Origin of the sequence: Caballeronia zhejiangensis, from assembly GCF_000698575.1 — a bacterium.
GTDB classification, from domain to species: Bacteria; Pseudomonadota; Gammaproteobacteria; order Burkholderiales; family Burkholderiaceae; genus Caballeronia; species Caballeronia zhejiangensis.
In genome coordinates this window covers 43,457-63,325 of record NZ_JFHD01000028.1, presented here as the reverse complement: position 1 = coordinate 63,325, position 19,869 = coordinate 43,457, and the positions used below count along the sequence as shown (strand labels likewise).

At 64.0% G+C, this 19,869-nt stretch carries 21 protein-coding genes; 10 read left to right on the top strand and 11 right to left on the bottom strand.

What is annotated here, in order from left to right; translation table 11 throughout:
* Positions 1-207 precede the first annotated feature (207 nt).
* The 4 genes from BG60_RS26815 (at position 208) to BG60_RS26800 (ending at position 3,631) form a co-directional block, all read left to right on the top strand.
* The gene (locus BG60_RS26815) at positions 208-1,212 is read left to right on the top strand and encodes a glycoside hydrolase family 55 protein (RefSeq protein ID WP_235366248.1); all 1,005 of its coding nucleotides are present in this window, start codon (positions 208-210) and stop codon (positions 1,210-1,212) included.
* Positions 1,213-1,356: 144 nt separating this feature from the next.
* The gene (locus BG60_RS26810; RefSeq protein ID WP_008347551.1) at positions 1,357-2,391 is read left to right on the top strand and encodes an SGNH/GDSL hydrolase family protein; all 1,035 of its coding nucleotides are present in this window, start codon (positions 1,357-1,359) and stop codon (positions 2,389-2,391) included.
* Positions 2,392-2,676, top strand: coding sequence for a prevent-host-death protein (locus tag BG60_RS26805; RefSeq protein WP_241484894.1), 285 nt, complete (start codon positions 2,392-2,394; stop codon positions 2,674-2,676).
* 172 nt (positions 2,677-2,848) lie between these two features.
* Entirely contained in the window at positions 2,849-3,631 is a 783-nt protein-coding gene (locus BG60_RS26800; protein WP_034473363.1) for a bestrophin-like domain, read from the top strand.
* A 1-nt stretch (position 3,632) separates the two neighbouring features.
* Here the strand turns inward: BG60_RS26800 and bktB are convergent, their stop codons facing one another.
* From bktB to BG60_RS26785, 3 genes are all read right to left on the bottom strand, one after another.
* On the bottom strand, positions 3,633-4,817 hold the full coding sequence (gene bktB, locus BG60_RS26795; RefSeq protein WP_008347546.1) for a beta-ketothiolase BktB: 1,185 nt from the start codon (positions 4,815-4,817) through the stop codon (positions 3,633-3,635).
* Between the two features lie 32 nt (positions 4,818-4,849).
* Positions 4,850-6,652, bottom strand: a complete 1,803-nt coding sequence (locus BG60_RS26790; RefSeq protein ID WP_008347544.1) for an acyl-CoA dehydrogenase — start codon at positions 6,650-6,652, stop codon at positions 4,850-4,852.
* A gap of 163 nt (positions 6,653-6,815) precedes the next feature.
* Entirely contained in the window at positions 6,816-7,820 is a 1,005-nt protein-coding gene (locus BG60_RS26785) for an AraC family transcriptional regulator (protein WP_081851888.1), read from the bottom strand.
* A 228-nt stretch (positions 7,821-8,048) separates the two neighbouring features.
* Here BG60_RS26785 and BG60_RS26780 point away from each other — a divergent pair, with 228 nt between their 5' ends.
* Positions 8,049-8,546: a hypothetical protein gene (locus BG60_RS26780; RefSeq protein WP_051079011.1), complete on the top strand. Its 498-nt coding sequence runs from the start codon at positions 8,049-8,051 to the stop codon at positions 8,544-8,546.
* A 7-nt stretch (positions 8,547-8,553) separates the two neighbouring features.
* On the opposite strand, the gene BG60_RS26775 is transcribed toward BG60_RS26780, so the two are convergent.
* Positions 8,554-9,441, bottom strand: a complete 888-nt coding sequence (locus BG60_RS26775) for a LysR substrate-binding domain-containing protein (protein WP_008347535.1) — start codon at positions 9,439-9,441, stop codon at positions 8,554-8,556.
* A 131-nt stretch (positions 9,442-9,572) separates the two neighbouring features.
* On the opposite strand from BG60_RS26775, the gene BG60_RS26770 reads away from it, so the two are divergent.
* Positions 9,573-10,328: an SDR family NAD(P)-dependent oxidoreductase gene (locus BG60_RS26770; RefSeq protein WP_033536410.1), complete on the top strand. Its 756-nt coding sequence runs from the start codon at positions 9,573-9,575 to the stop codon at positions 10,326-10,328.
* Between the two features lie 7 nt (positions 10,329-10,335).
* Here the strand turns inward: BG60_RS26770 and BG60_RS26765 are convergent, their stop codons facing one another.
* The 6 genes from BG60_RS26765 to BG60_RS26740 are packed head-to-tail and all read right to left on the bottom strand — an operon-like array spanning position 10,336 to position 15,769.
* The gene (locus BG60_RS26765) at positions 10,336-11,178 is read right to left on the bottom strand and encodes a class I SAM-dependent methyltransferase (protein ID WP_034473361.1); all 843 of its coding nucleotides are present in this window, start codon (positions 11,176-11,178) and stop codon (positions 10,336-10,338) included.
* A 49-nt stretch (positions 11,179-11,227) separates the two neighbouring features.
* Positions 11,228-12,043, bottom strand: coding sequence for a poly(3-hydroxyalkanoate) depolymerase (phaZ, locus tag BG60_RS26760; protein WP_008347529.1), 816 nt, complete (start codon positions 12,041-12,043; stop codon positions 11,228-11,230).
* A gap of 27 nt (positions 12,044-12,070) precedes the next feature.
* A complete protein-coding gene (locus BG60_RS26755) occupies positions 12,071-13,750 on the bottom strand; it encodes an alpha/beta fold hydrolase (protein ID WP_008347528.1) in 1,680 nt (559 codons plus the stop codon).
* A gap of 25 nt (positions 13,751-13,775) precedes the next feature.
* On the bottom strand, positions 13,776-14,240 hold the full coding sequence (locus tag BG60_RS26750; RefSeq protein ID WP_033536411.1) for a MaoC family dehydratase: 465 nt from the start codon (positions 14,238-14,240) through the stop codon (positions 13,776-13,778).
* Positions 14,241-14,250: 10 nt separating this feature from the next.
* Positions 14,251-14,622 carry a BON domain-containing protein gene (locus tag BG60_RS26745; RefSeq protein ID WP_008347525.1) on the bottom strand — a complete coding sequence of 124 codons (372 nt, stop codon included), beginning with the start codon at positions 14,620-14,622 and terminating at the stop codon, positions 14,251-14,253.
* A 19-nt stretch (positions 14,623-14,641) separates the two neighbouring features.
* The gene (locus BG60_RS26740) at positions 14,642-15,769 is read right to left on the bottom strand and encodes a porin (protein WP_008347523.1); all 1,128 of its coding nucleotides are present in this window, start codon (positions 15,767-15,769) and stop codon (positions 14,642-14,644) included.
* Positions 15,770-16,026: 257 nt separating this feature from the next.
* Between BG60_RS26740 and BG60_RS26735 the strand changes: the two genes are divergently transcribed.
* From BG60_RS26735 to BG60_RS26720, 4 genes are all read left to right on the top strand, one after another.
* The gene (locus BG60_RS26735; RefSeq protein WP_008347521.1) at positions 16,027-17,082 is read left to right on the top strand and encodes a beta-keto acid cleavage family enzyme; all 1,056 of its coding nucleotides are present in this window, start codon (positions 16,027-16,029) and stop codon (positions 17,080-17,082) included.
* A 71-nt stretch (positions 17,083-17,153) separates the two neighbouring features.
* A complete protein-coding gene (locus tag BG60_RS26730; protein WP_008347520.1) occupies positions 17,154-18,500 on the top strand; it encodes an MFS transporter in 1,347 nt (448 codons plus the stop codon).
* 28 nt (positions 18,501-18,528) lie between these two features.
* Complete coding sequence (locus BG60_RS26725) at positions 18,529-18,708, top strand: hypothetical protein (protein ID WP_033536412.1); 180 nt, start codon at positions 18,529-18,531, stop codon at positions 18,706-18,708.
* 7 nt (positions 18,709-18,715) lie between these two features.
* On the top strand, positions 18,716-18,991 hold the full coding sequence (locus BG60_RS26720; RefSeq protein ID WP_008347518.1) for a Rieske (2Fe-2S) protein: 276 nt from the start codon (positions 18,716-18,718) through the stop codon (positions 18,989-18,991).
* 11 nt (positions 18,992-19,002) lie between these two features.
* On the opposite strand, the gene BG60_RS26715 is transcribed toward BG60_RS26720, so the two are convergent.
* On the bottom strand, positions 19,003-19,734 hold the full coding sequence (locus BG60_RS26715) for an MBL fold metallo-hydrolase (RefSeq protein WP_008347516.1): 732 nt from the start codon (positions 19,732-19,734) through the stop codon (positions 19,003-19,005).
* Positions 19,735-19,869 lie beyond the last annotated feature (135 nt).

Sequence of the window (19,869 nt, the reverse complement as noted above, 5' to 3'; positions counted from 1 at the left end):
CCGCGATTCTGCACGGTCATGCTGGCACGCCCGGGCAGTTTGCGCGCTTGCCGGGTGCGCTACCGTGCAGAAGTCCACGTTCATAACGTGCGAGAGTGGCGGCTGCGCGCGGCGTCATCGGAGCCTCGTCATCGTGAATCTCAATGCGCGTACGGAAGGCAAATGAAGAAATCCATTTGGGTTGTTGTAATAATGATTGTTGTTTCCGTGCTCGCGATAAACACGCCACGCGTGACGCAGCATGTGCAGACGGTCTACGCAGTCTGGGACGATGGCCGGGTTCTGAACCGGCTGAACTGGCAAACCTTCGTGCGCTGGTGGCATCGGCTGAGGAACGAGAACTACGGCGGCGCGCATCGCGCCACGCTCACGAGTTCGCCGGTCCCGGCGACGCCGAGTTGTCCGCTGACGTCGTTCACGCCGCCGAAGCTCGTCGATCCGCGCAGCCCGAAGGATTTCGGCGCGGCCGGCGACGGCAAGACCGACGACACCAAGGCGTTCCAGGCCGCCATCGATGCCGGCGATGTGCTGGTGCCCGCCGGCACGTATCTGCTCAATCACACGGTCGTCGTCACGGCCAGCAACCGGCATCTACAGTGCGAGCCGGGCGTGACGCTCAGGAAGACGATCCGCAACAACGGCAACATGTTCAATTACGAAGGGCCGTCGACGGGCAACAGTCTCGTCGGCTGCAACTTCGTGGGCGCGAATCCGACGCGTATCCGCGAATGGGATCGCCCCGGCGAATACGACATTCCCGTCCAGACCAATGGCGCGGTCGACAACTTCGTCCTCGCGGGCAACAGCTTCCGCGATTTCTTCGGCCAGTCTATGTTCCAGACCGAAGGCCAGGGCGGCGGCACCGGCGCCGTGCTGATGTTCAACTCGTTCGCCAACTGCCCGCTGTACGGCATCGCGCTCGTCGGCTCGGTGAACGGGCGCGTGGCCTATAACCTCGCCGACAACTGCCGCATGGGCCCCGAGAACAACGACGCCACGCAGGACACCGGCGGCAACGTGCTCGAATGCAACCGCATGGTCAACGGGGGCAACATCACGGGCGGGGCGAATGGCGAAGGCGGCGTCGACTATAGCGGGAACGTCGTGCGTCACAACATCCTGGATGGCGGCTATATGCAGATCAGCCCGCCCACGCACGGCAAACCGGCGAGGTACATCGACAACACCTGCAACGACTGCGGGACGGAATAAGCGGGTTACTGACGCTGGAGTGGGAAGCGCATCTTTCTTGCTTGACGTTGCCATCGATACCCGGAGCCGCGAGTTCTTCCTCGCCGGACGACATTCCGTCGACGCGCGCGAAGCCGCCCCGGACAAGGATGAGACGGAGGAGCGATGCGCCAGATCGGAATCACGCCCGGCATTCGCCGCGCAATTTCTGCCGTGCTGATTGCACTGCTTACCTCATGCGGCGGCGGCAGCGGCAGCGATAGCGACTCGGGCGGAACGAGTCCGTCCGCGCCGGCGGGCGGCGTGAAGCTGCAGGTCGTCGCGTTCGGCGACAGCTTGTCGGATGTCGGCACGTACGCGCCCATCGCGAGCGCGGTCAAAGGCGGGCGCTTCACGACCAATCCGGGCCAGGTCTGGACGCAGAATGTCGCGCAGTATTACGGCGACACGCTGACGGCGGCATTCACGATCGACCTCGGACACGAGTTGAAGCCGCAAAGCGGTTTGGGCTACGCGCAAGGCGGTTCCACGGTCGCCACGCCGGCCGATCAGAACCAGTTCCTGACCGATGTGATCGGCGATATCGAAATGCCGGTCAATCAGCAGATTTCGAGCTATCTGTCGTCGCACGGAAGTTTCAATTCGAATCAGCTCGTGCTCGTTTGGGCCGGCGCGAACGATGTTCTGCGCGCGGGCACGCCGCCCGCCGCCAACACGACCGTGCAGACCGCCGCGACGACGCTCGCGCAACTCGTCGGCAAGATCGTGCAGAGCGGAGCCACGCATGTGGTGGTGGTGAACGTGCCGAATATCGGACTCTCGCCCGATGGCCTCCGCCAGTCCGATGGCGGCGGCAACCTCACGCAACTGTCGCAGCTTTTCAATGCGACGCTGACCTCGGCGTTGCAGACGAACGGGCTGCAAGGCAAGGTCATCGTCGTCGATTCCTATACGTGGACGACGCAGACCATCGCGAACTATCAGGCCAACGGATTCACCGTGTCGAACACGGCGCAGGCGTGCGATCCGTCGAAGACGCCGCACGATACGTCGCTGCTGTGCTCGCCGGCGACCTACGTGACGTCGAACGCGGACCAGACGTACATGTTCGCCGACGAACTGCATCCGACGACGCGCATGCACGCGCTCTTCGCGCAGTATGTCGAGCAGCAGATCGCGGCGAGCGGGCTCGGGCGGTGAGTGGGGCGATTTTGGGCGGAATCGCGTTGCTGCGGGACTGAATATGGTCGAGATTCGGTTGTTCATTCCTTGACTGAATTGACCGTGAACATAGCCGACCCCATGAAACCGACGATCAATCTTGAGAGCGAAGCGGCGCAAAGCGGCGCGACCGCGCAAATAACGAACGCGCTCTTGGATATCCTTGCCATCGGGCATACGCAAATCGATCGCGCTGACCACGTCGACGGCGACGAATTCTTCGCGAACCTCGGCGAACTCGACCGCCAACAGAAAATTCGCTAGCGCGTGGCCCGCACTCACCGCCGCGTCGATTTCCGCGCGCCGCGAATGTGCTGACGTTCGGAAGCGGCTATCACCCGCTATCAGCCCAGCGGCGAAATGCGCACGGGCACCTTCGAAGCCCCCCATCGACTGTGATTTAATGTGCTCCGTTCGGGTCCACGGAGCGCATCCGATGACGAGCACCTGGTTGCATAACCTTCCGCTTTGGCAGATGACGCTCGTGGTATTCGGCGCGACGGGCGTCGCGGGGGCGGCGATCCACTTCGTAACGGGCCGGCTCGCGGCCAGCGCGCATCGGCGCGCCTTCACGACGCTTTCGCCGGGCCTGCTTTCGCCGATCGGCGTCATCTTCGGCTTGCTCATCGCGTTCACCGCCGCGCAGGTCTGGAACGACACCGCGCGCGCCAACGGCGCCGTCGATGCCGAAGCCGGCGCGCTGCGATCCGTCGTCGTGCTGTCCGCCGCTTTTCCGCCAGACGCGCAGATCCAGTTGCGCAAGCTGATCCGCGAATACATCGAATACACCGTCAATACGGAATGGCCGATGATGGCGCAAGGCGCGGTCACGCTGAAAATCAGTCCGCCGACGCTGAACAAGGCGCTTCAGTTCGCGCTCGCCCTGCCCGCGATAACCCCCGGACAGCAGACCGCGCAGCGGCAGGTAGCGGTATCGCTGGAATGGGCGCTCGAAGCGCGCCGCGAGCGCATTCTGGTGAGCCGGTCCGAAGTCAGCGGCATCAAATGGCTGTGCCTCGGCTTTCTCGCCGTGTGTCTCGTCTTCGCGATCGCGCTCGTTCATGGCGAAAACCGGCTGACATCGGCCGTCGCGATCGGGCTCTTCTGCGCGAGTCTCGCGACGACCATGCTGCTGATTCTCTCGCACGACCGCCCATTCTCCGGCGAGATCGCGGTGAAGCCCGAGCCGCTCCTGCAGGTCGTCCCCGCGTTCGGCTGATTCACTGAAGATTTTCGAAGATCGCCGCGATGCCCTGACCGCCGCCGATGCACATCGTGACGAGCGCGTAACGCCCGCCGATGCGCTTCAGTTCATAAAGCGCCTTCACCGTGATGAGCGCGCCCGTCGCGCCGACCGGATGCCCGAGCGAAATGCCCGAACCGTTCGGATTCACCTTGCGCGGATCGAGTCCGAGCTCGTTCGTCACCGCGCACGCCTGCGCGGCGAACGCTTCGTTGGCCTCGACGACATCGAGCTGATCGACGGACAGACCCGCCCGTTCCAGCGCCTTGCGCGTCGCGGGCACGGGACCGATGCCCATATACGCCGGATCGACGCCCGCGTGCGCGTAGGACACGAGCCGCGCGAGCGGTTTCGCGCCGCGCCGCTCGGCTTCGCCACGCTCCATCAGCAGCACGGCCGCCGCCGCGTCGTTGATGCCCGATGCGTTGCCGGCCGTCACCGTGCCGTTCTCCTTGACGAACACGGCCTTCAGGCTTTCGAAGTCGCTCGGGCGCGCGTCGTGGCGGACGTGCTCGTCGGTGTCGAAGACGGCATCGCCTTTTTTCGCGCGCACGGTGATCGGCAGAATCTGCTCGCCGAAACGGCCTTCCGCGATCGCACGCGCCGCACGGCGATGCGATTCGAGCGCGAGCGCATCCTGCGCCTCGCGGGAAATGCCGTATTTGCGCGCGACGTTTTCCGCCGTCACGCCCATGTGGATTGTCTGAAAGGGATCGTGCAGCGCGCCGAGCATCATGTCGACGAGCTTGCCGTCGCCCATGCGCTGCCCGAAGCGCGCGCCCGGCAACGCGTACAGCGCGCGGCTCATGGATTCCGCGCCGCCGCCGATCGCGATGTCCGCGTCGCCGAGCATGATCGTCTGCGCAGCCGATACGATGGCCTGCAAGCCCGATCCGCACAGCCGGTTCACCGTCAGCGCCGGAACGTGCTGCGCGACGCCGCCGTCGATCGCCGCGACGCGCGCGAGATACATGTCCTTCGGTTCCGTATGCACGACATTGCCGAAGACGACGTGACCGACGTCGTCGCCCGCGACGTTCGCGCGCTGAAGCGTTTCGCGCACGATCATCGCGCCGAGTTGCGTCGGAGAGAAATCCTTCAGGCTGCCGCCGAAGTCGCCGATCGCAGTTCGCACGCCGCTTGCCACCACTACTTCACGCATTGCATCGCTCCTGTTGATTTCGCGCGCAGGCGTCAGAATTGCGCCTCGCTCAATGTGAACAGCGGATCGTCGCCGTGCGCCGAGACGATCGCGGTTTCCAGCGCGCGCGCCTGCGTCAGCACGTATTCGGAGAAGCAGTGCGCGGTCGCGATCTTCGCGCCGTGGAACGCCGGATCGTCGGCCCGTCTGGCTTGCGCGACGAGCAGCGCGCGCGCCATCTGCCAGCCCGACAACACGATGCCCGCGAGCTTCAGATACAGCACGCTGCCCGCGAACACCGCGTTCGGATCGCGCTTCGCGGATTCGAGCACGTAGGCGACGACGTTCGCGAGCGCGTCGCGGCCATCGGCGAGACGGCGATGCATCGAATCGAAAACGCGCGCGGCATCGCCGGCATCGACGGATTTCAGAGCGTCGAGCGTCTCGTCGATCTGCGCGAGCAGCACCTGCGCCGTCGCGCCGCGATCGCGCAGCGTCTTGCGGCCGACGAGATCGTTCGCCTGAATCGCCGTCGTGCCTTCGTAGATCGCGAGGATGCGCGCGTCGCGATAGAGCTGCGCCGCGCCGGTCTCCTCGATGAAACCCATGCCGCCGTGAACCTGAACGCCGAGGCTCGTCACGTCGTTTGCCATTTCGGTGCTCCAGCCTTTCACGACCGGCACGAGGAATTCGTTGAGCGCGAGATGGCGGGCGCGCGTGTCGGCGTCGTCGTGATGATGGGCGATATCCGCGTGCGCGGCCGCGACGTAGGCGAGCGCACGCGCGCCTTCGGTCATCGCGCGCATCGTGCCGAGCATGCGCCGCACGTCGGGATGACGGATGATCGCGACGGAACCCGCGCTCGAACCATCGACGGGACGGCTCTGCACGCGTTCCTTCGCATAGTCGGCGGCCTTCTGATAAGCGGCGTCGGACAGCGCGATGCCCTGCAAACCGACGCCGAAGCGCGCCGCGTTCATCATCACGAACATGTATTCGAGGCCGCGATTCTCTTCGCCGACGAGATAGCCGGTCGCGCCGCCGTTATCGCCGTACTGGAGCACGGCGGTCGGGCTCGCCTTGATGCCGAGCTTGTGCTCGATCGACACGCAATGCACGTCGTTGCGCGCGCCGAGGCTGCCGTCGTCGTTGACGAGGAACTTCGGCACGACGAACAGCGAGATGCCTTTCACGCCTTCGGGCGCGTCCGGCGTGCGCGCCAGCACGAGATGGACGATGTTCTCGGCCATGTCGTGCTCGCCCCAGGTGATGAAAATCTTGGTGCCGAACACCTTGTAGGTGCCGTCGCCCTGCCGTTCGGCGCGCGAACGCACGAGCGCGAGATCGGAGCCGGCTTGCGGCTCGGTCAGATTCATCGTGCCGGTCCAGACGCCTTCGATCAGCTTCGGCAGATAGCGCGCCTTCAGTTCGTCCGAGCCCGCGAGCAGCAACGCTTCGATGGCGCCATCGGTGAGCAGCGGGCACAGCGCGAAGGAAAGGTTCGACGCGTTCAGCATTTCGATGCACGGCGACGCGATCAGTTTCGCGAGCCCCTGTCCGCCGAATTCGGCCGGATGGCTGATGCCTTGCCAGCCGCCTTCCGTGTATCGACGGAAGGCATCGGCGAAACCGGGCGTCGCCGTCACTTCGCCGTCGCGCCACTCGCTCGGCTGCTGGTCGCCGCGCGCATTCAGCGGCGCGATGACTTCGGCGGCGAGTTTCGCGCCTTCGTCGAGAATGGCAAGCGCTGTGTCCGCGTTCGAATCGGCAAGTCCGGGAAGCTGGCTGATGCTTGCAATATCTGCCAGCTCTTCCATGACAAACATCATTTCCTTGACGGGCGGCGTGTAATTCATCGATGACTCCTGGGCCCACAGCCTTTCGACGAAACGCGCGCTGTGGCAAACAAACGTTGATGTGTTGCGATGCATGGTATCAACGCCGCCGAAATCCTTAGCTACCGGAATCTGCCCTTTCACTGACAAAATCTGCCAAACGCGCCGGCCGCTTTTGGGCGCGTCACTCGCCTTTTCTTTGCCGGTACGCCGCGGGCGTGCTGCCGGTCCAGTGACGGAACGCGCGATGAAACGCGGTCGGATTATCGAAGCCGACGTCGTATGCAATGGCCGCGATGGCATCGTTCGAACGGGTGAGACGCTGGATCGCGATGTCGCGGCGCACTTCGTCCTTGATCGCCTGAAAGGTCGTGCCCTCGGCTTCGAGACGTCGGCAGAGCGTGCGCATCGAATAGTGCAACTGCTGCGCGACGGCATCGACGGTCGGCGTCGACGGCAGGCCCGTCGCGATGCACTGCCGCACGCGATGACACACCATCTCTTCCGTGAACGACACGAAAATCCAGTCCTCCGGCGCGCGCTGAAGAAACGCGTCGAGATCGGATTTGCGCTGACGGATCGGGCGGTCGAGATAGCGCGCATCGAACGCGATGAGCGTGCGGTCGCGGCCGAAACGCACCGGCCCCGGAAACAGGTACAGCAGATCGCCGGACTGCGCGGGCCGCATGAATTCGAACGCCGCTTCGATGAGTGGAATCTTCGCGCGGATCAGCCACGACGCGACGCCGTGCACGAGCTTCAGCACGAGTTCCCGCGCGAGCGCGCTCGCGGGCGGTCCAGCGGGATTCGCGACGAATTCGACGGTCGCATACGGTCCCTCGCGGCGCGACACGAGCTGGAATTCATCGAGCACCAGATGGAAGAACTGCCCGAAGCGATGCAGCGCGACCTCCAGACGCGGCGCGTCGAGCAGGCTCAAACACAGAAATTTGAGCGTGCCGTTGCGCAGCGGACGCGCGAAGATTCCCGGCATCTCGTCGTCAAGTTCCATCGCAAGCAGGCGATAAAGCGTCGAAAACTGCTCCTGTGTGACGCGCGCGGCTGGCATGCCGAGTAATTCGTGCGGAATGCCGGAATGTTCCGCGAGCCGGATGACCGCGGCGCGGTCGGCGCCCGAAAGGAAGCCGTTGACGACCGAGATGGGAACGGTTGGGGAAGGAGGCCTCATGAGGCCGATTTTGTCATAGCCGCCGGGCGGCGTAGCGCGGAACGCGTACGTTCGTGCTTCATCGCGAACGTCCAGAGCGGTGCGGACGAATCGCTGGACCTTTCAGATTGAAACTTCTATAACGGGATGTGCAAGCGCCGTCCGAAAGGCATCCGTCCGCGACGAAGCTCGCTCGAATTAGTTAGGAACTCGAACCATATGTTCTGAAGAAAATTTTGGAGGTTGATCATGACCCGTTTCCCCTGTTCAACGAAACTCCTTGCGTTGCCGGTTCTGAGCCTGATGGCAGGCGCATCCGCCGCTTGGGCGCAGACGCTTCCGAAGCAAGGCAATATCGAAGCCACGTACACCGCATCCGGCGCGGATGTGCGCAATATCAGCGTGAGCGGCGATGACGCCGTGTATCTCTTCGAATCCACGCTCCTGATGACGAACAACAAATCGCCGCTGATGCAAAACGTCACCGCGCGCTGCGTCGAAGCTGGCTTCAGCGCGGGCACGGCGACCGGATATTGCGTCTATTCGGACAAGGACGGCGACAAGTTCATCGAGTCCTACACGTATCAGGGCGGCACGCCCAAGGGCAAGGGAACGATCGGCTCGGGCACGGGAAAATACAAGGGCATCGAAGGTCAGTTCGACTGGCAGCAAGTCGTCGCCCTGCCCTCGGACAAAGGGACATATAACTACGTCGGCAAGAAGACCGGCAGCTATCGCATTCCGTGAGCGAGATTCAAAGCTGAAAGATGGACGCCACATGATCGATGAACGCGCGGACGACAGGCGGCAGCCCGCGACGGGTCGTGAAGACGAGGTGGACGATCCCGGTTTCGGTTTTCCACGACGGAAATACATGCACGAGCTCGCCGCTCGCGACCTGCTCGCGACAAACGTGATCCGGCAGCAAGGCGACGCCGAGCCCAGCCATCGTCGCATCGCGCAGTGAGATATAGTCCACGCACGTCATGCGCGGCTCGCTGCGGATCGTATGCGACGCGCCATCCGGTCCGGTGAATTGCCATTCGATCTCGCCCATCTGATCGGTGGTCGCGAGCGTCGGCAATGTCGATAACACCGCAATGTCGCCGCTCGTGCAAAGCGACGCGACGACGGGCGCGGCCACCAGAATGCGGCTCGAATGCCCCAGCGTCCGCACGATCAACGACGCGTCCGTGTCCAGCCTGACGCGCACGCGAATGGCAATGTCGATGCGTTCCTCGATCAGATCGACGGGACGATCCACGGCGATCACCTGCAAGCGCGCCTTCGGAAAGCGCGTCAGAAACGTGTTGTATGCCTTCGACAAAGTCGGCATGAGACCGAGCGGACAACTGCAGCGGATCACGCCGCGCGGTTCGCTGAGCGCTTCGGAGACGACCGAATCGGCTTGCTGCACGTCGAGCACGATCGTCCGGCAACGCTCGTAGAACGCCTGTCCGACGTCGGTCACGCGAAAGCGGCGCGTCGAACGTTCGATCAGGCGCACGCCGAGCCGCGCTTCGAGCCCGGCGATGCGTCGGCTGATCGTCGATTTAGGCGTGCGCAGGACGCGGCTCGCCGCCGCGAAGCCTCCATGCCCGACGACTTCCGCAAATAGAACGTAATCGTTGATGTCCGCCATGCCGATTGCCTCGATTGACCCATTTTTGGAACTATCAAACCCAGTTTCGCAGTCTACCGCGCCGATTGTCTCATCGGCATGATGTCTTCAACGCGACGCAACGTGCGACGCGAAACCAACGGAGAACTCAAATGACTGGCAAATTCGAAAACAAGGTCGTGGTCGTGACGGGCGGCACCAGCGGAATCGGCTATGCAACGGCGGCGCGTTTCGCGGCGGAAGGCGCGTCGGTGTTCATCACCGGCCGTCGTCAGAAGGAGCTCGACGCGGCTGTCGAGTCGATGAAGGGCCGCGTCGTCGGCATCCGCGCGGACATGTCGAACCTCGCGGATATCGACCGCGTCTACGATGCCGTTCAGCAGAAGCATTCGCACATCGACGTGCTGTTCGCCAACGCCGGCGGCGGCTCGATGCTGCCGCTCGGCGCGATCACCGAAGAGCACTACGAAGACACGTTCGGGCGCAACGTGAAGGGCACGATCTTCACCGTTCAGAAGGCGCTTCCGCTGCTGCGCGACGGCGCATCGGTGATCCTGACCGGGTCGACGGCGGGCAGCGTGGGCACCGCCGCGTTCAGCGTCTATAGCGCGTCGAAGGCGGCCGTGCGCAACCTCGCGCGTAGCTGGACGCTGGACCTGAAGGATCGCGGAATTCGCGTGAACGTCGTCAGCCCGGGGCCGGTGAAAACGCCTGGTCTCGTCGAGCTGGCCGGCCCCGATCAGGCGCAGCAGCAAGGCCTGCTCGACTACATGGCGTCGAACGTGCCGCTCGGACGCGTCGGCGATCCGGACGAAGTCGCGAAGGTCGTGCTGTTCCTCGGATCCGATGAATCGAGCTTCGTCGCGGGCGCGGAATTCTTCGTCGACGGCGGCATCGCTCAGGTCTGAGACCTCACTAAGGCTTGACGAACCTGAGCGTCATGCGATCCGACTCGCCGATGGCGGCGTAACGCGACCGGTCGACATCGCCGCCCCGGTAAGTGGGCGGCAAGGACCACACGCCGTTCGGATAGTCCTTCGTATCCTTTGCATTCGCGTTGATCTCGCTGCGCGCAACCAGCACGAAACCCGCTGCTTGCGCGTGCTCGATCACGAATGCTTCGGTCACGTAGCCGGAATCGATCATTTGCTGCACGGTCGTTCCCGGCCGCGCGCGATGCTCCTCCACGCCGAGCACGCCGCCATGCTTGAGCGCGTCATTGAACGCGCGCAGGTTTGCATCGATCTGGCCGTCCTTGATCCAGTTATGGATGTTCCTGAACGTGAACACGCGGTCGAACCGCTCATGCGCGTTAAAGCCGATGAAGCGCCCCGCGTGCAACGTGCCGACGACGACGTTTCCATACACCGCGGGCGCAGCCGCGAGCTTGCGCCGATAAGCGGCGTCGGTATCGCTGTCCTCGGCGGCGAGATCGGCGGATATGCTCAGATATTGCGCCTCGTAAAGCTGACCCGAATCGTGCAGATAGGGCGCGAGTATGTCCGTGTACCACCCGCCGCCCGGCGCGATTTCGAGCACCGCCTGGGTCGGAGTCAGCTCGAAGAACTGCAGCGTTTCTCTCGGATGACGATAGACGTCGCGCGCCCTCGCCTTGTCGCTGCGTTGCGATCCGTTAATGGCGGCATCGAGCGACGATTGCGCATCGCGTGAAGAAGACGCGCATCCTGTCAGCGCGAGCATGAAGCTGGCGGCGGCGATGACGATCGCGCGCCGCATGTCGAGGCGAATGAGGTTCATGAAGCACGATGCGAGTCCGAGGTATCCGACACGATACGCGTTTCTTTCGCTATTCGCTCGCCAGGAAACTGCGCACCAGCGGCCCGACTTCGCATGTTCGCGTGATGAGAAACAGATGCCCGTCCTCGATGACATGCAGCGTCGCGCGCCGGATGCGGCGCGCAAGGATTTGCGCGTTGACGAGCGGAACGATGGGATCGTCGTCGCCGTGCATGACGAGCGTCGGCTGGCGCAGGGAGCCGAGCCAGAGCAGGCTGCTCCATCCGCACGTCGCGAGCAGTTGATACATGTATCCGCGTCCGCCCGGCGCGCGAATGTGACGGCCATGTTCCGCCAGCAGCGCGGGATCGCGCCGATAAGCGCCGCCGTAAATCTCCGCGCCCACTTCCCGCAGATAGTCCGGATCGCGGTAACGCCGCGCGCCGACGAGCTTCGACAGCACCGATAGCCGCCCCGGCACCATGATGACGCCCGGCGATGTCGCGGCCAACACCAGCCTGCGGCAGCGATACGGATACATATACGCGAACTGTTGCGCCAGCGCGCCGCCCCACGACACGCCGAGAATGTCGACCGGCCCTTCGTAGCCGAGCTTCCCGAGCAGCTTGTCGGTCATCACCGCGAGCGTCGCGAAGCGATACGGCACGAGCGGCGCGGGCGATCCGCCGACGCCGGGAACATCGAAGACGACGACTTCGACATCGCCGAGCGCATCGGCGAATGGCTGAATCAGTTCGAGATTCGCGCCGATGCCGTTGAACACGACGAGCGGCGGCGAAGTCTCGTTGCCACGCCAGATGCCCACGCGAAGCGTTTGGCCATCCAGCGAAACAGTCTGTATTTCCGGTGCGCGCACGTTTTTCATCTTTGTTTTCCGTTTGGACGCTTCGCTTCAGGCCTCGCTGACATACGTTCCGGGCGCGTCGGCCAGTCGCTTGTGACGCCGGTTGCCGAGGGCTCGCGGCGCGGGACGCAGTTCGCCCGAGCGTTGCGCAAGCCAGTCGCGCCAGTCGTTCCACCACGAATCCGCTTCCGGGCGCGCGCCGGCGAACCATGCATCGGCGTCTTCGGGCAATGCGTCGTTACGGAAGAACTTCGCCTTCGGATTGCCCGGCGGATTGATGAGGCTCTGGATATGCCCGCTCGAACTCAGCACATAGCGCGTCTTGCCGCCGAACGCGCGCGCCGTGTTATAGACGCCCTTCCACGGCGTGATGTGATCGGTCACGCCGGCCATCACATACGTGTCGCACTCGACCTTCGACAGATCGACCGGCGTGCCGAGCACCGTCAGCTTGCCCGGCTCGCTGAGCAGGCTGCGCGTGAAGATGTCGAGCAACTGGCCGTGCAGCTTCGCGGGCAGGCGCGTCGTGTCGTTGTTCCAGTAGAGGATGTCGAAGGCCGGCGGCGCCTCGCCCATCAGATAGTTGTTGACCCAGAAGCTCCAGACGAGATCGTTCGGCCGCATCCATGCGAACACGCGGCCCATTTCCTCGCCGGGCAGCACGCCCTTCGCGCGACTGCTGCGCTTGGCGACTTCGATGGCTTCGGGCGTCGTAAAGAGACCGAGTTGCGAATCGGCGCTGCTGTCGAGCACGGCGACCATCAGCGTGGCCGCGTGGACCGTCTTGTCGCCGCGCGCCGCCAGATGGCCGAGCAGCGCGGAGATCGTCATCGCGCCGGAGCACGCGCCGTGCAGGTTCACATCCGCGTGACCGGTGATGTCGCGCACCGCGTCGATCGCTTCGATGAGCGCGGCGACATACGTGTCCATGTCCCAGTCGCGCTGCGCCTCGGTCGGATTGCGCCAGCTCACGGCGAACACCTGGAACTCGCTCTGCACCAGATATTCGACGATGCTCTTCCCCGCCGACAGATCGAAGATATAGAACTTGTTGATCTGCGGCGGCACGATGAGCTGCGGACGCGCGCGGACGTTCGGCGTCGCCGGCGCATACTGGATGAGTTCGAGCACTTCGTTGCGGAAGACGACCGCGCCCGGCGTCGTCGCGAGATTCCCGCCGACGCGAAACGCGCGCTTGTCGACCTGCGAAGGCATGCCCTTGTTGTTGAGCGTATCGGTGAGCATGTTGCGCATGCCGGCGACGACGCTCGCACCGCGCGTGTCGACGAGCTTGCGCAGCGCCGCCGGATTGCCCGCGAGCGTGTTGGTCGGCGCGAGCGCATCGGTCAGGAGCGACATCACGAACTGCGCGCGCTCCTTGCTGGCATCGTCGAGCGCGGACCGATCGATGAATCCGGCGAGCGCATCGCGCCATGCCAGATACCCCGTCAGCGTCGTGCGATACAGCGGCTGTTCGCGCCATGCCGGATCGGCGAATCGCTTGTCGCCTTGCTGCGGCGAAGGCGCGTGAGCGCCGTTGACCGCCGAGCTCAGATCGCGGACGAGCGCCGCGGTCTGTCCCATCAGCAACGCGGGATGCAGCATCGCCTGAGCGCCGATCTGTCCCGCAGCCGCAAACATGTCGACCGCGCGCAATCCGACGAACGGGTTGGGTCCGAGCATGCCGTCGGCGGCGCTGGCCGTGAGGCCTTCGTTCTCGTTGATCATTTGAAATTCCTTCCACGCGCCGCCGTTACGCGACGAGCATTGCGAGCGTTTGTGCGATCAGCGCCGGCTTCGTCTCGCCTTCGATCTGTAATTCACTGTCCGTCTTCACGAGGATGCGTCCGCCGTCCTTGCGCTCCACCGCACTGAGCACGACGCGGCATCGCACGCGCTTGCCCGATCGCACCGGCGTCATGAAGCGCACCTTGTCGAGTCCGTAATTCAGCGCGGCGGATGCATCGGGCGGAATGAGGCCGACTTCGATCGCGAGCGTCGCCAGGAGCGACAGCGTCAGATAGCCGTGCGCGATCGTTCCGCCGAACGGGCTCTCGCGTTTCGCGCGTTCCTCGTTGACGTGAATCCACTGCATGTCGCCCGTGCATTGCGCGAATGCCTCGATGCGCGCCTGATCGACGATGACCCAGTCCGACACGCCCAATTCCTGGCCGACGAATTCATCGATCGTCGCCATGCTGTATTCCATCGTTCTCATGCAATCTCCGTTATTGCGCGAAATTGCGCCGGACGGTCAGCTTGTTCGTGACAGACGTCACGCCCGGGACGCCTTTCGCCAGCGTTGCAGCCTTCTCGATCTGCGCCGCGTCGGCCGCGGTGCCCGTCAGCGTCACCGCGCCGTCTTTCGCGCTCACGCCGATATCGCCCGCATCGATGCTTTTGTCCTTCGCGAACGCCGCGTACACGAGCTTGCGCAGCGCGCGATTCTCCTTGCGCGTCGCGACAGGCGCGCTCGCGGCCGAGGCCATCGAAGGCGCGCTCGCCGCCGCGATCGACTGGCTCGATTCGAGGCCGGCGCTCATCGACGCCATCACGATCGCTGCGCCGCCCACCGCATTGCGTGACATGATTTTCTTCATGGTTGCTCCGTTTATCGTCTTAGAAGTTGTGCCGCAGGCCGATCATCGCCGCGGTGGTCGACTCGCCCGGAGCCACGGGTTGCCCGTAGACGATCGTCTGGTTCATCGTGCCGTGATTGTCGACATAGCCGACTTGCGCATAAGCGAGCGTGCGCTTCGACAGGCTGTACTCCGCGCCGAGCGCGAATTCGCTCGAATGATTCGTCGAGTTGTTGTTGTCCTTCAGGTAATAGAAGCCCGAAGTCATCTTGAACACCGGCGAGAAGCGATAGCCGAGGCCCGCCGAATAGAGGTCGTAGTCCGCGCGGCCCGCGTTCGCCGGATTCTTGCCGTGGCTGTACGAGCCGGACACCGAAATGTCGCTGAACGTGTACATCGCGCCGAAGTAGACGAGCCGGTTGTTGTTGAGGCCGGTCGCCGCGACGCCGGGCAGCGGGTTCGCATCGTGTCCGTTGTAGTAGACCGCCGCGAGGTTCAGGCCGAAGTTCGAATACTTGACCACGGCGGACTCGCGCGTGCCGCCCTGGAATTCGCCCGGTACGCCGCCCGGCGCGTATTCGAGCGCGAGCGACGCGCCATAGAATTTCGGCGATTCGTAGACGAGCGCGTTGCTGTCGTACAGCGCGCCGATCGGACCGTTCGTGCTGGTGCCCGGCCAGCCGGCGGCCTGGTTCATGCCGAGCCACGCGGTGAGAATGCTGCCGAAGTACTGCGCGCCGCGCACGTCGGTATCGAACATTGCGTAGACCATCGGCACGATCTGGCGGCCCGCGTTGAACGTGCCGAACGGGCCGGAAATGCCGAGCGTCGCGAACTGGTTGAACTGCGCGGGCACGCCGGGTGTGTCGGACAGACCGAAGCGGCCGCTGCCCGAATCGAAGGTGCCCTGCAGCCTGAAGTTGACGCGATATCCGCCGCCGAGATCCTCGTAGCCTTTAAGGCCCCAGTAGCTGGCGTAGATGCCGCCGTCCTTGTAGCGATACACCTTGCCCAGATTGGGCGCGTTCGGCGCGAACGACGCGGCCGACGTGCTCTGATAAAGCAAGCCTGCATCGACGACGCCGTAAAGCGTCACCGAACCTTGTGCCGCCGCAGCGCCTGAGCACGCGAGCAACGCGGCGAAGCATGGAATTCTTCCGAGTTTCATAAGGTCTCCGTATCTTGTTGCTTCCGGACGTCGTGATCGAAAAGGCAGCCGCGTAATCGGCCGCTTCACGGCGCGTGAAGTCATGTTGCAAGAATACGGAAAGCGCGCGGTCAAAACCCCTCTCGCGGCGGGAGGGGCAACGGCTGCAGATCGCGCCCTCAATATCGCGCCCTCCCCTCCCGACGCGAGAGGGTTGCACGAGACATCTCTCCACTACGATGGGTTCAGGTCAACGAATCCAATTCACAGGAGCGAACATGCAATTCCTCGACGATTCCCTGCACCCCGAAAACCAGGACAAGGTCGTAATCACCGTTGCGCCTTACGGTCCCGAGTGGATGCCGGAAGATTTCCCTGAAGATATCCCCGTGACGATGGAAGAGCAGGTGCAGAAAGCCGTCGACTGCTACAACGCGGGCGCGACCGTTCTCCATCTGCATGTGCGGGAACTCGATGGCAAGGGCAGCAAGCGCCTCTCGAAGTTCAACGAGCTGATCGCCGGCGTGCGCGCGGCGGTGCCGGACATGATCATCCAGGTCGGCGGTTCGATCTCGTTCGCGCCGGAAGACGACGGTCAGGCGGCCAAGTGGCTCTCCGACGATACGCGTCACATGCTCGCCGAACTCGATCCGAAGCCCGATCAGGTGACCGTCGCGATCAACACGACGCAGATGAACATCATGGAGCTGCTGTATCCGGAGTATCTGGCGGGCACTTCGCTCTCCAACCCGGCGTTCATGGCCGCCTACGCGGAAATGACGGTTCCCGCCGGCCCCGCATGGGTCGAGGAGCATCTGCGCCGTCTGCAGGCGTCCGGCATCCAGCCGCATTTCCAGTTGACCGGCATCCACGCGCTGGAGACGCTCGAACGCCTCGTGCGCAAGGGCGTGTACAAGGGGCCGCTGAATCTGACGTGGATCGGCATCGGCGGCGGCTTCGACGGTCCGAATCCGTTCAACTTCTTCAACTTCGTGCATCGCGCGCCGGACGGCTGCACGCTCACGGCGGAGTCGCTGCTGAAGAACGTGCTGCCGTTCAACATGATGGCGATGTCGATGGGCCTGCATCCGCGCTGCGGCATCGAGGATACGATCATCGATCAGCACGGCAACCGTTTCACGTCGGTGCAGCAGATCGAGCAGTGCGTGCGCGTGGCGCGCGAACTGGGACGCGAGATCGCGAGCGGCAAGGAAGCGCGCGAGATCTATCGCATCGGCGTGCAATACGAAACCATCGACGAAACGCTCGCCGCCAACGGTATGGCGCCGAACCGCAAGGCCGGCCAGGTCAATCTGCCGCTGCGCGCGGCCTGACATCAACACTCCACGGCGATGGCGGGATGCTCACGCGTCCTGCCGGAAGCCGGACATCGGAGGAGACAATCTTGGATATTCATTGCATCGAGCCGGCGAAGTGTGACGACAACACCGCCACGGCCAAATCACGCAAATACGCGTGGATCGTTTTCGCGCTGACCTTCGGTCTGCTTTTATCGGACTACATGTCCCGGCAAGTGCTGAACGCGGTGTTTCCGCTGCTCAAGCAGGCATGGGGCCTTTCCGACACGCAGTTGGGCTCGTTGAGCGGCGTCGTCGCGCTGATGGTCGGCCTACTCACCTTTCCGCTTTCCGTGCTCGCCGACCGCTGGGGCCGCGTGCGCAGCCTCGTTCTGATGGCGACGCTCTGGAGTCTCGCGACGCTCGGCTGTGCGATCGCGACCAACTACGGCGAAATGCTCGTGGCGCGCGCCTGCGTCGGTCTCGGCGAGGCGGCTTACGGCAGCGTCGGCATCGCGCTGATTCTCAGCATTTTCCCCGCGCACTTGCGCTCCACGCTCACCGGCGCGTTCATGGCCGGCGGTGCGTTCGGCTCGGTGCTCGGCATGGCGCTCGGCGGCTTCGTCGCCATGCACTTCGGATGGCGTGCCTCGTTCGCGGCGATGGCGATCTTCGGCATCGTGCTCGTGATCGTCTATCGTCTGACGGTTTCCGACAAGCGCATCGCCGCGCGATATGGCGACGCGCAACCCGCCACGCGACAGGCGGACGGCATCCGCACGAGTCTGCGCGCGCTGCTGGCCGGACTCTTCTCGACGGTTTCCGTCGTCTGCGCGTACGTCGGCAGCGGCTTGCAGCTTTTCATCATGGGCGCGGTGATCGCGTGGATGCCGAGCTTCCTCAACCGCTACTACGCGATGCCCGCCGACAAGGCCGCGGCAGGCGCCGCCGTCTTCGTGCTGCTCGGCGGAATCGGCATGGTCGCGTGCGGTGTCGTCACGGACAAGATTTGCCGCAACGCGCCGTCGCGCAAGTGGATCACGGCGCTGGCCTATTGCCTGATCTCGATCGTGCTGCTGTCCATCGGCTTCCGCGTTGCGCCAGGCGCATTGCAGCTCGTGCTGCTCGGCGCGGGCATTCTGGTCGTCGCGGGTACGTCGGGGCCGGCGGGCGCGATGGTGGCCAACCTCACGCCATCGACGATCCACGCCTCCGCATTCGCGACGCTCACGCTCGCCAACAACCTGCTCGGCCTCGCGCCCGGCCCGCTCGTGACGGGCGCGATCGCCGACCGCATCGGTCTGTTGGGCGCGTTACAGGTGATTCCGCTCGTCGGCGTGGCGGCAATGGTCGCATTCGCGCTCGGCAGAGCGAGATATGCACGCGATCTCGACAAGATCGACGCGCTGCGCGGACGTGCATCAGAGCAGCAAGCAACCGAAATCAGCCGATAAATTCACGCCACTTCAAGGAGAAACCGCAATGACCGATCGCCTGCACACGGCTTCGTCGACCGAAACCGCCGACACCGTCGAACAATCGAAGCCGGAGGTCCCGTCGACCTCGACGTCCACGCGGACATGGGCGTGGGGAGCGTCATACGGCCCCTACGACTGGATGGACGCGCACACGCCGTGCGATGACCTGAGTCCGTGGCATTGAATCCGCGATGACACACAAACTATCGATCGCGCCGGAGAACGTGCCGCAGACCGGCGCGCGCACGCTCACGTTCGTCGATGGACGCAGCGTCGTGCTCTTCAATATCGAAGGCGTCGTTCACGCGATCGACAATTCATGTCCGCACAACGGCGCTTCGCTCGCGAACGGCCGGCTCGACGGACATATCCTTCAATGCCCCGCGCACGGCCTGCGTTTCGATGTCGTGACGGGCTGTGTCGTCGGGGCGAAAGGAATGTGTCTGACGAAACTCGTTATCGAATGACGTCGGACGTTTCATTGCTTCACGCTCTGCGCCAATGCGCGCAGCAACGCAGCGCCGTCACCGCTCCACGCGCTGCCGTGCATGCAGGCGAGCGTGGTCGGAGCGAGTTGCGCGAGGCGCTCGAACATCGCGTCGGCGTTACGCGTGTGAGAGAAGTAATCCATGCTGCGCCGGAACGCTTCGCTCGGGCCCAGAATATCCCCGGTGGTCAACGCGGGCAGCGTCGCGCCGCCTTGCGTGAACAGATCGCCGCATAAGAGCGTGCGCGTGCTGTCTTCCATCATGAAGCCGCACTCCCAGGCGTGCGGCAGATGCGGCGTGTCGATCCATCGCACGCGATGACGTCCGAGCGGGATCGATTCTCCGTCGGCGAGCGCGACGGGCGCGCGATCGGCGAGATCGGTGATCGACACCATCGCAGCAACCGTGCCGCACAGCGGCGTGGCATCGGGCGACGCCGCAAGCCACTCGTTGAGCGAACCGCACTCGTCCGCTTCGACGTGCGAGAACGCGATGTGCCGCAAGCGCGCCGGATCGATCACGCTCGCGAGCGCTTCCCGCACGAGCGGGAACATCTTGCGCGGACCGGTATGAAAGAGCAGCGGATCGTCATCGACGATCAGATACTGGTTGAAGGAAAAACCGCCCGCATCGCCGGGCAGCGTCACGGGCGTGTTGATGCGATACACGCCAGCGGCGATTTCCTCGACGTTCGTGCCGGACTGCGAGTTCGTGATGACCATGGATGCCTCCTTGGTTGATCGTTTCCCGCCGCACGCGATTCCTGCGAACCGGTCGCGTTTTCGGATGACGGCGTCATCTCATACTTCGCCCGCGGACGCAGCAGGAAAGTCTGCGTGCGCTGCTCCATCACATGC

What these genes read in the sequence shown, in the direction of transcription:
- BG60_RS26765 (WP_034473361.1), bottom strand. Translation starts at nt 11,178, where the DNA reads ATGAACCTCATTCGCCTCGACATGCGGCGCGCGATCGTCATCGCCGCC.
- BG60_RS26740 (WP_008347523.1), bottom strand. Translation starts at nt 15,769, where the DNA reads ATGAAACTCGGAAGAATTCCATGCTTCGCCGCGTTGCTCGCGTGCTCA.
- BG60_RS26790 (WP_008347544.1), bottom strand. Translation starts at nt 6,652, where the DNA reads ATGAATTACACGCCGCCCGTCAAGGAAATGATGTTTGTCATGGAAGAG.
- BG60_RS26725 (WP_033536412.1), top strand. Translation starts at nt 18,529, where the DNA reads ATGACCGATCGCCTGCACACGGCTTCGTCGACCGAAACCGCCGACACC.
- BG60_RS26720 (WP_008347518.1), top strand. Translation starts at nt 18,716, where the DNA reads ATGACACACAAACTATCGATCGCGCCGGAGAACGTGCCGCAGACCGGC.
- BG60_RS26745 (WP_008347525.1), bottom strand. Translation starts at nt 14,622, where the DNA reads ATGAAGAAAATCATGTCACGCAATGCGGTGGGCGGCGCAGCGATCGTG.
- bktB (WP_008347546.1), bottom strand. Translation starts at nt 4,817, where the DNA reads ATGCGTGAAGTAGTGGTGGCAAGCGGCGTGCGAACTGCGATCGGCGAC.
- BG60_RS26735 (WP_008347521.1), top strand. Translation starts at nt 16,027, where the DNA reads ATGCAATTCCTCGACGATTCCCTGCACCCCGAAAACCAGGACAAGGTC.
- phaZ (WP_008347529.1), bottom strand. Translation starts at nt 12,043, where the DNA reads ATGAAAAACGTGCGCGCACCGGAAATACAGACTGTTTCGCTGGATGGC.
- BG60_RS26750 (WP_033536411.1), bottom strand. Translation starts at nt 14,240, where the DNA reads ATGAGAACGATGGAATACAGCATGGCGACGATCGATGAATTCGTCGGC.
- BG60_RS26810 (WP_008347551.1), top strand. Translation starts at nt 1,357, where the DNA reads ATGCGCCAGATCGGAATCACGCCCGGCATTCGCCGCGCAATTTCTGCC.
- BG60_RS26800 (WP_034473363.1), top strand. Translation starts at nt 2,849, where the DNA reads ATGACGAGCACCTGGTTGCATAACCTTCCGCTTTGGCAGATGACGCTC.
- BG60_RS26755 (WP_008347528.1), bottom strand. Translation starts at nt 13,750, where the DNA reads ATGATCAACGAGAACGAAGGCCTCACGGCCAGCGCCGCCGACGGCATG.
- BG60_RS26780 (WP_051079011.1), top strand. Translation starts at nt 8,049, where the DNA reads ATGACCCGTTTCCCCTGTTCAACGAAACTCCTTGCGTTGCCGGTTCTG.
- BG60_RS26785 (WP_081851888.1), bottom strand. Translation starts at nt 7,820, where the DNA reads ATGAGGCCTCCTTCCCCAACCGTTCCCATCTCGGTCGTCAACGGCTTC.
- BG60_RS26715 (WP_008347516.1), bottom strand. Translation starts at nt 19,734, where the DNA reads ATGGTCATCACGAACTCGCAGTCCGGCACGAACGTCGAGGAAATCGCC.
- BG60_RS26775 (WP_008347535.1), bottom strand. Translation starts at nt 9,441, where the DNA reads ATGGCGGACATCAACGATTACGTTCTATTTGCGGAAGTCGTCGGGCAT.
- BG60_RS26770 (WP_033536410.1), top strand. Translation starts at nt 9,573, where the DNA reads ATGACTGGCAAATTCGAAAACAAGGTCGTGGTCGTGACGGGCGGCACC.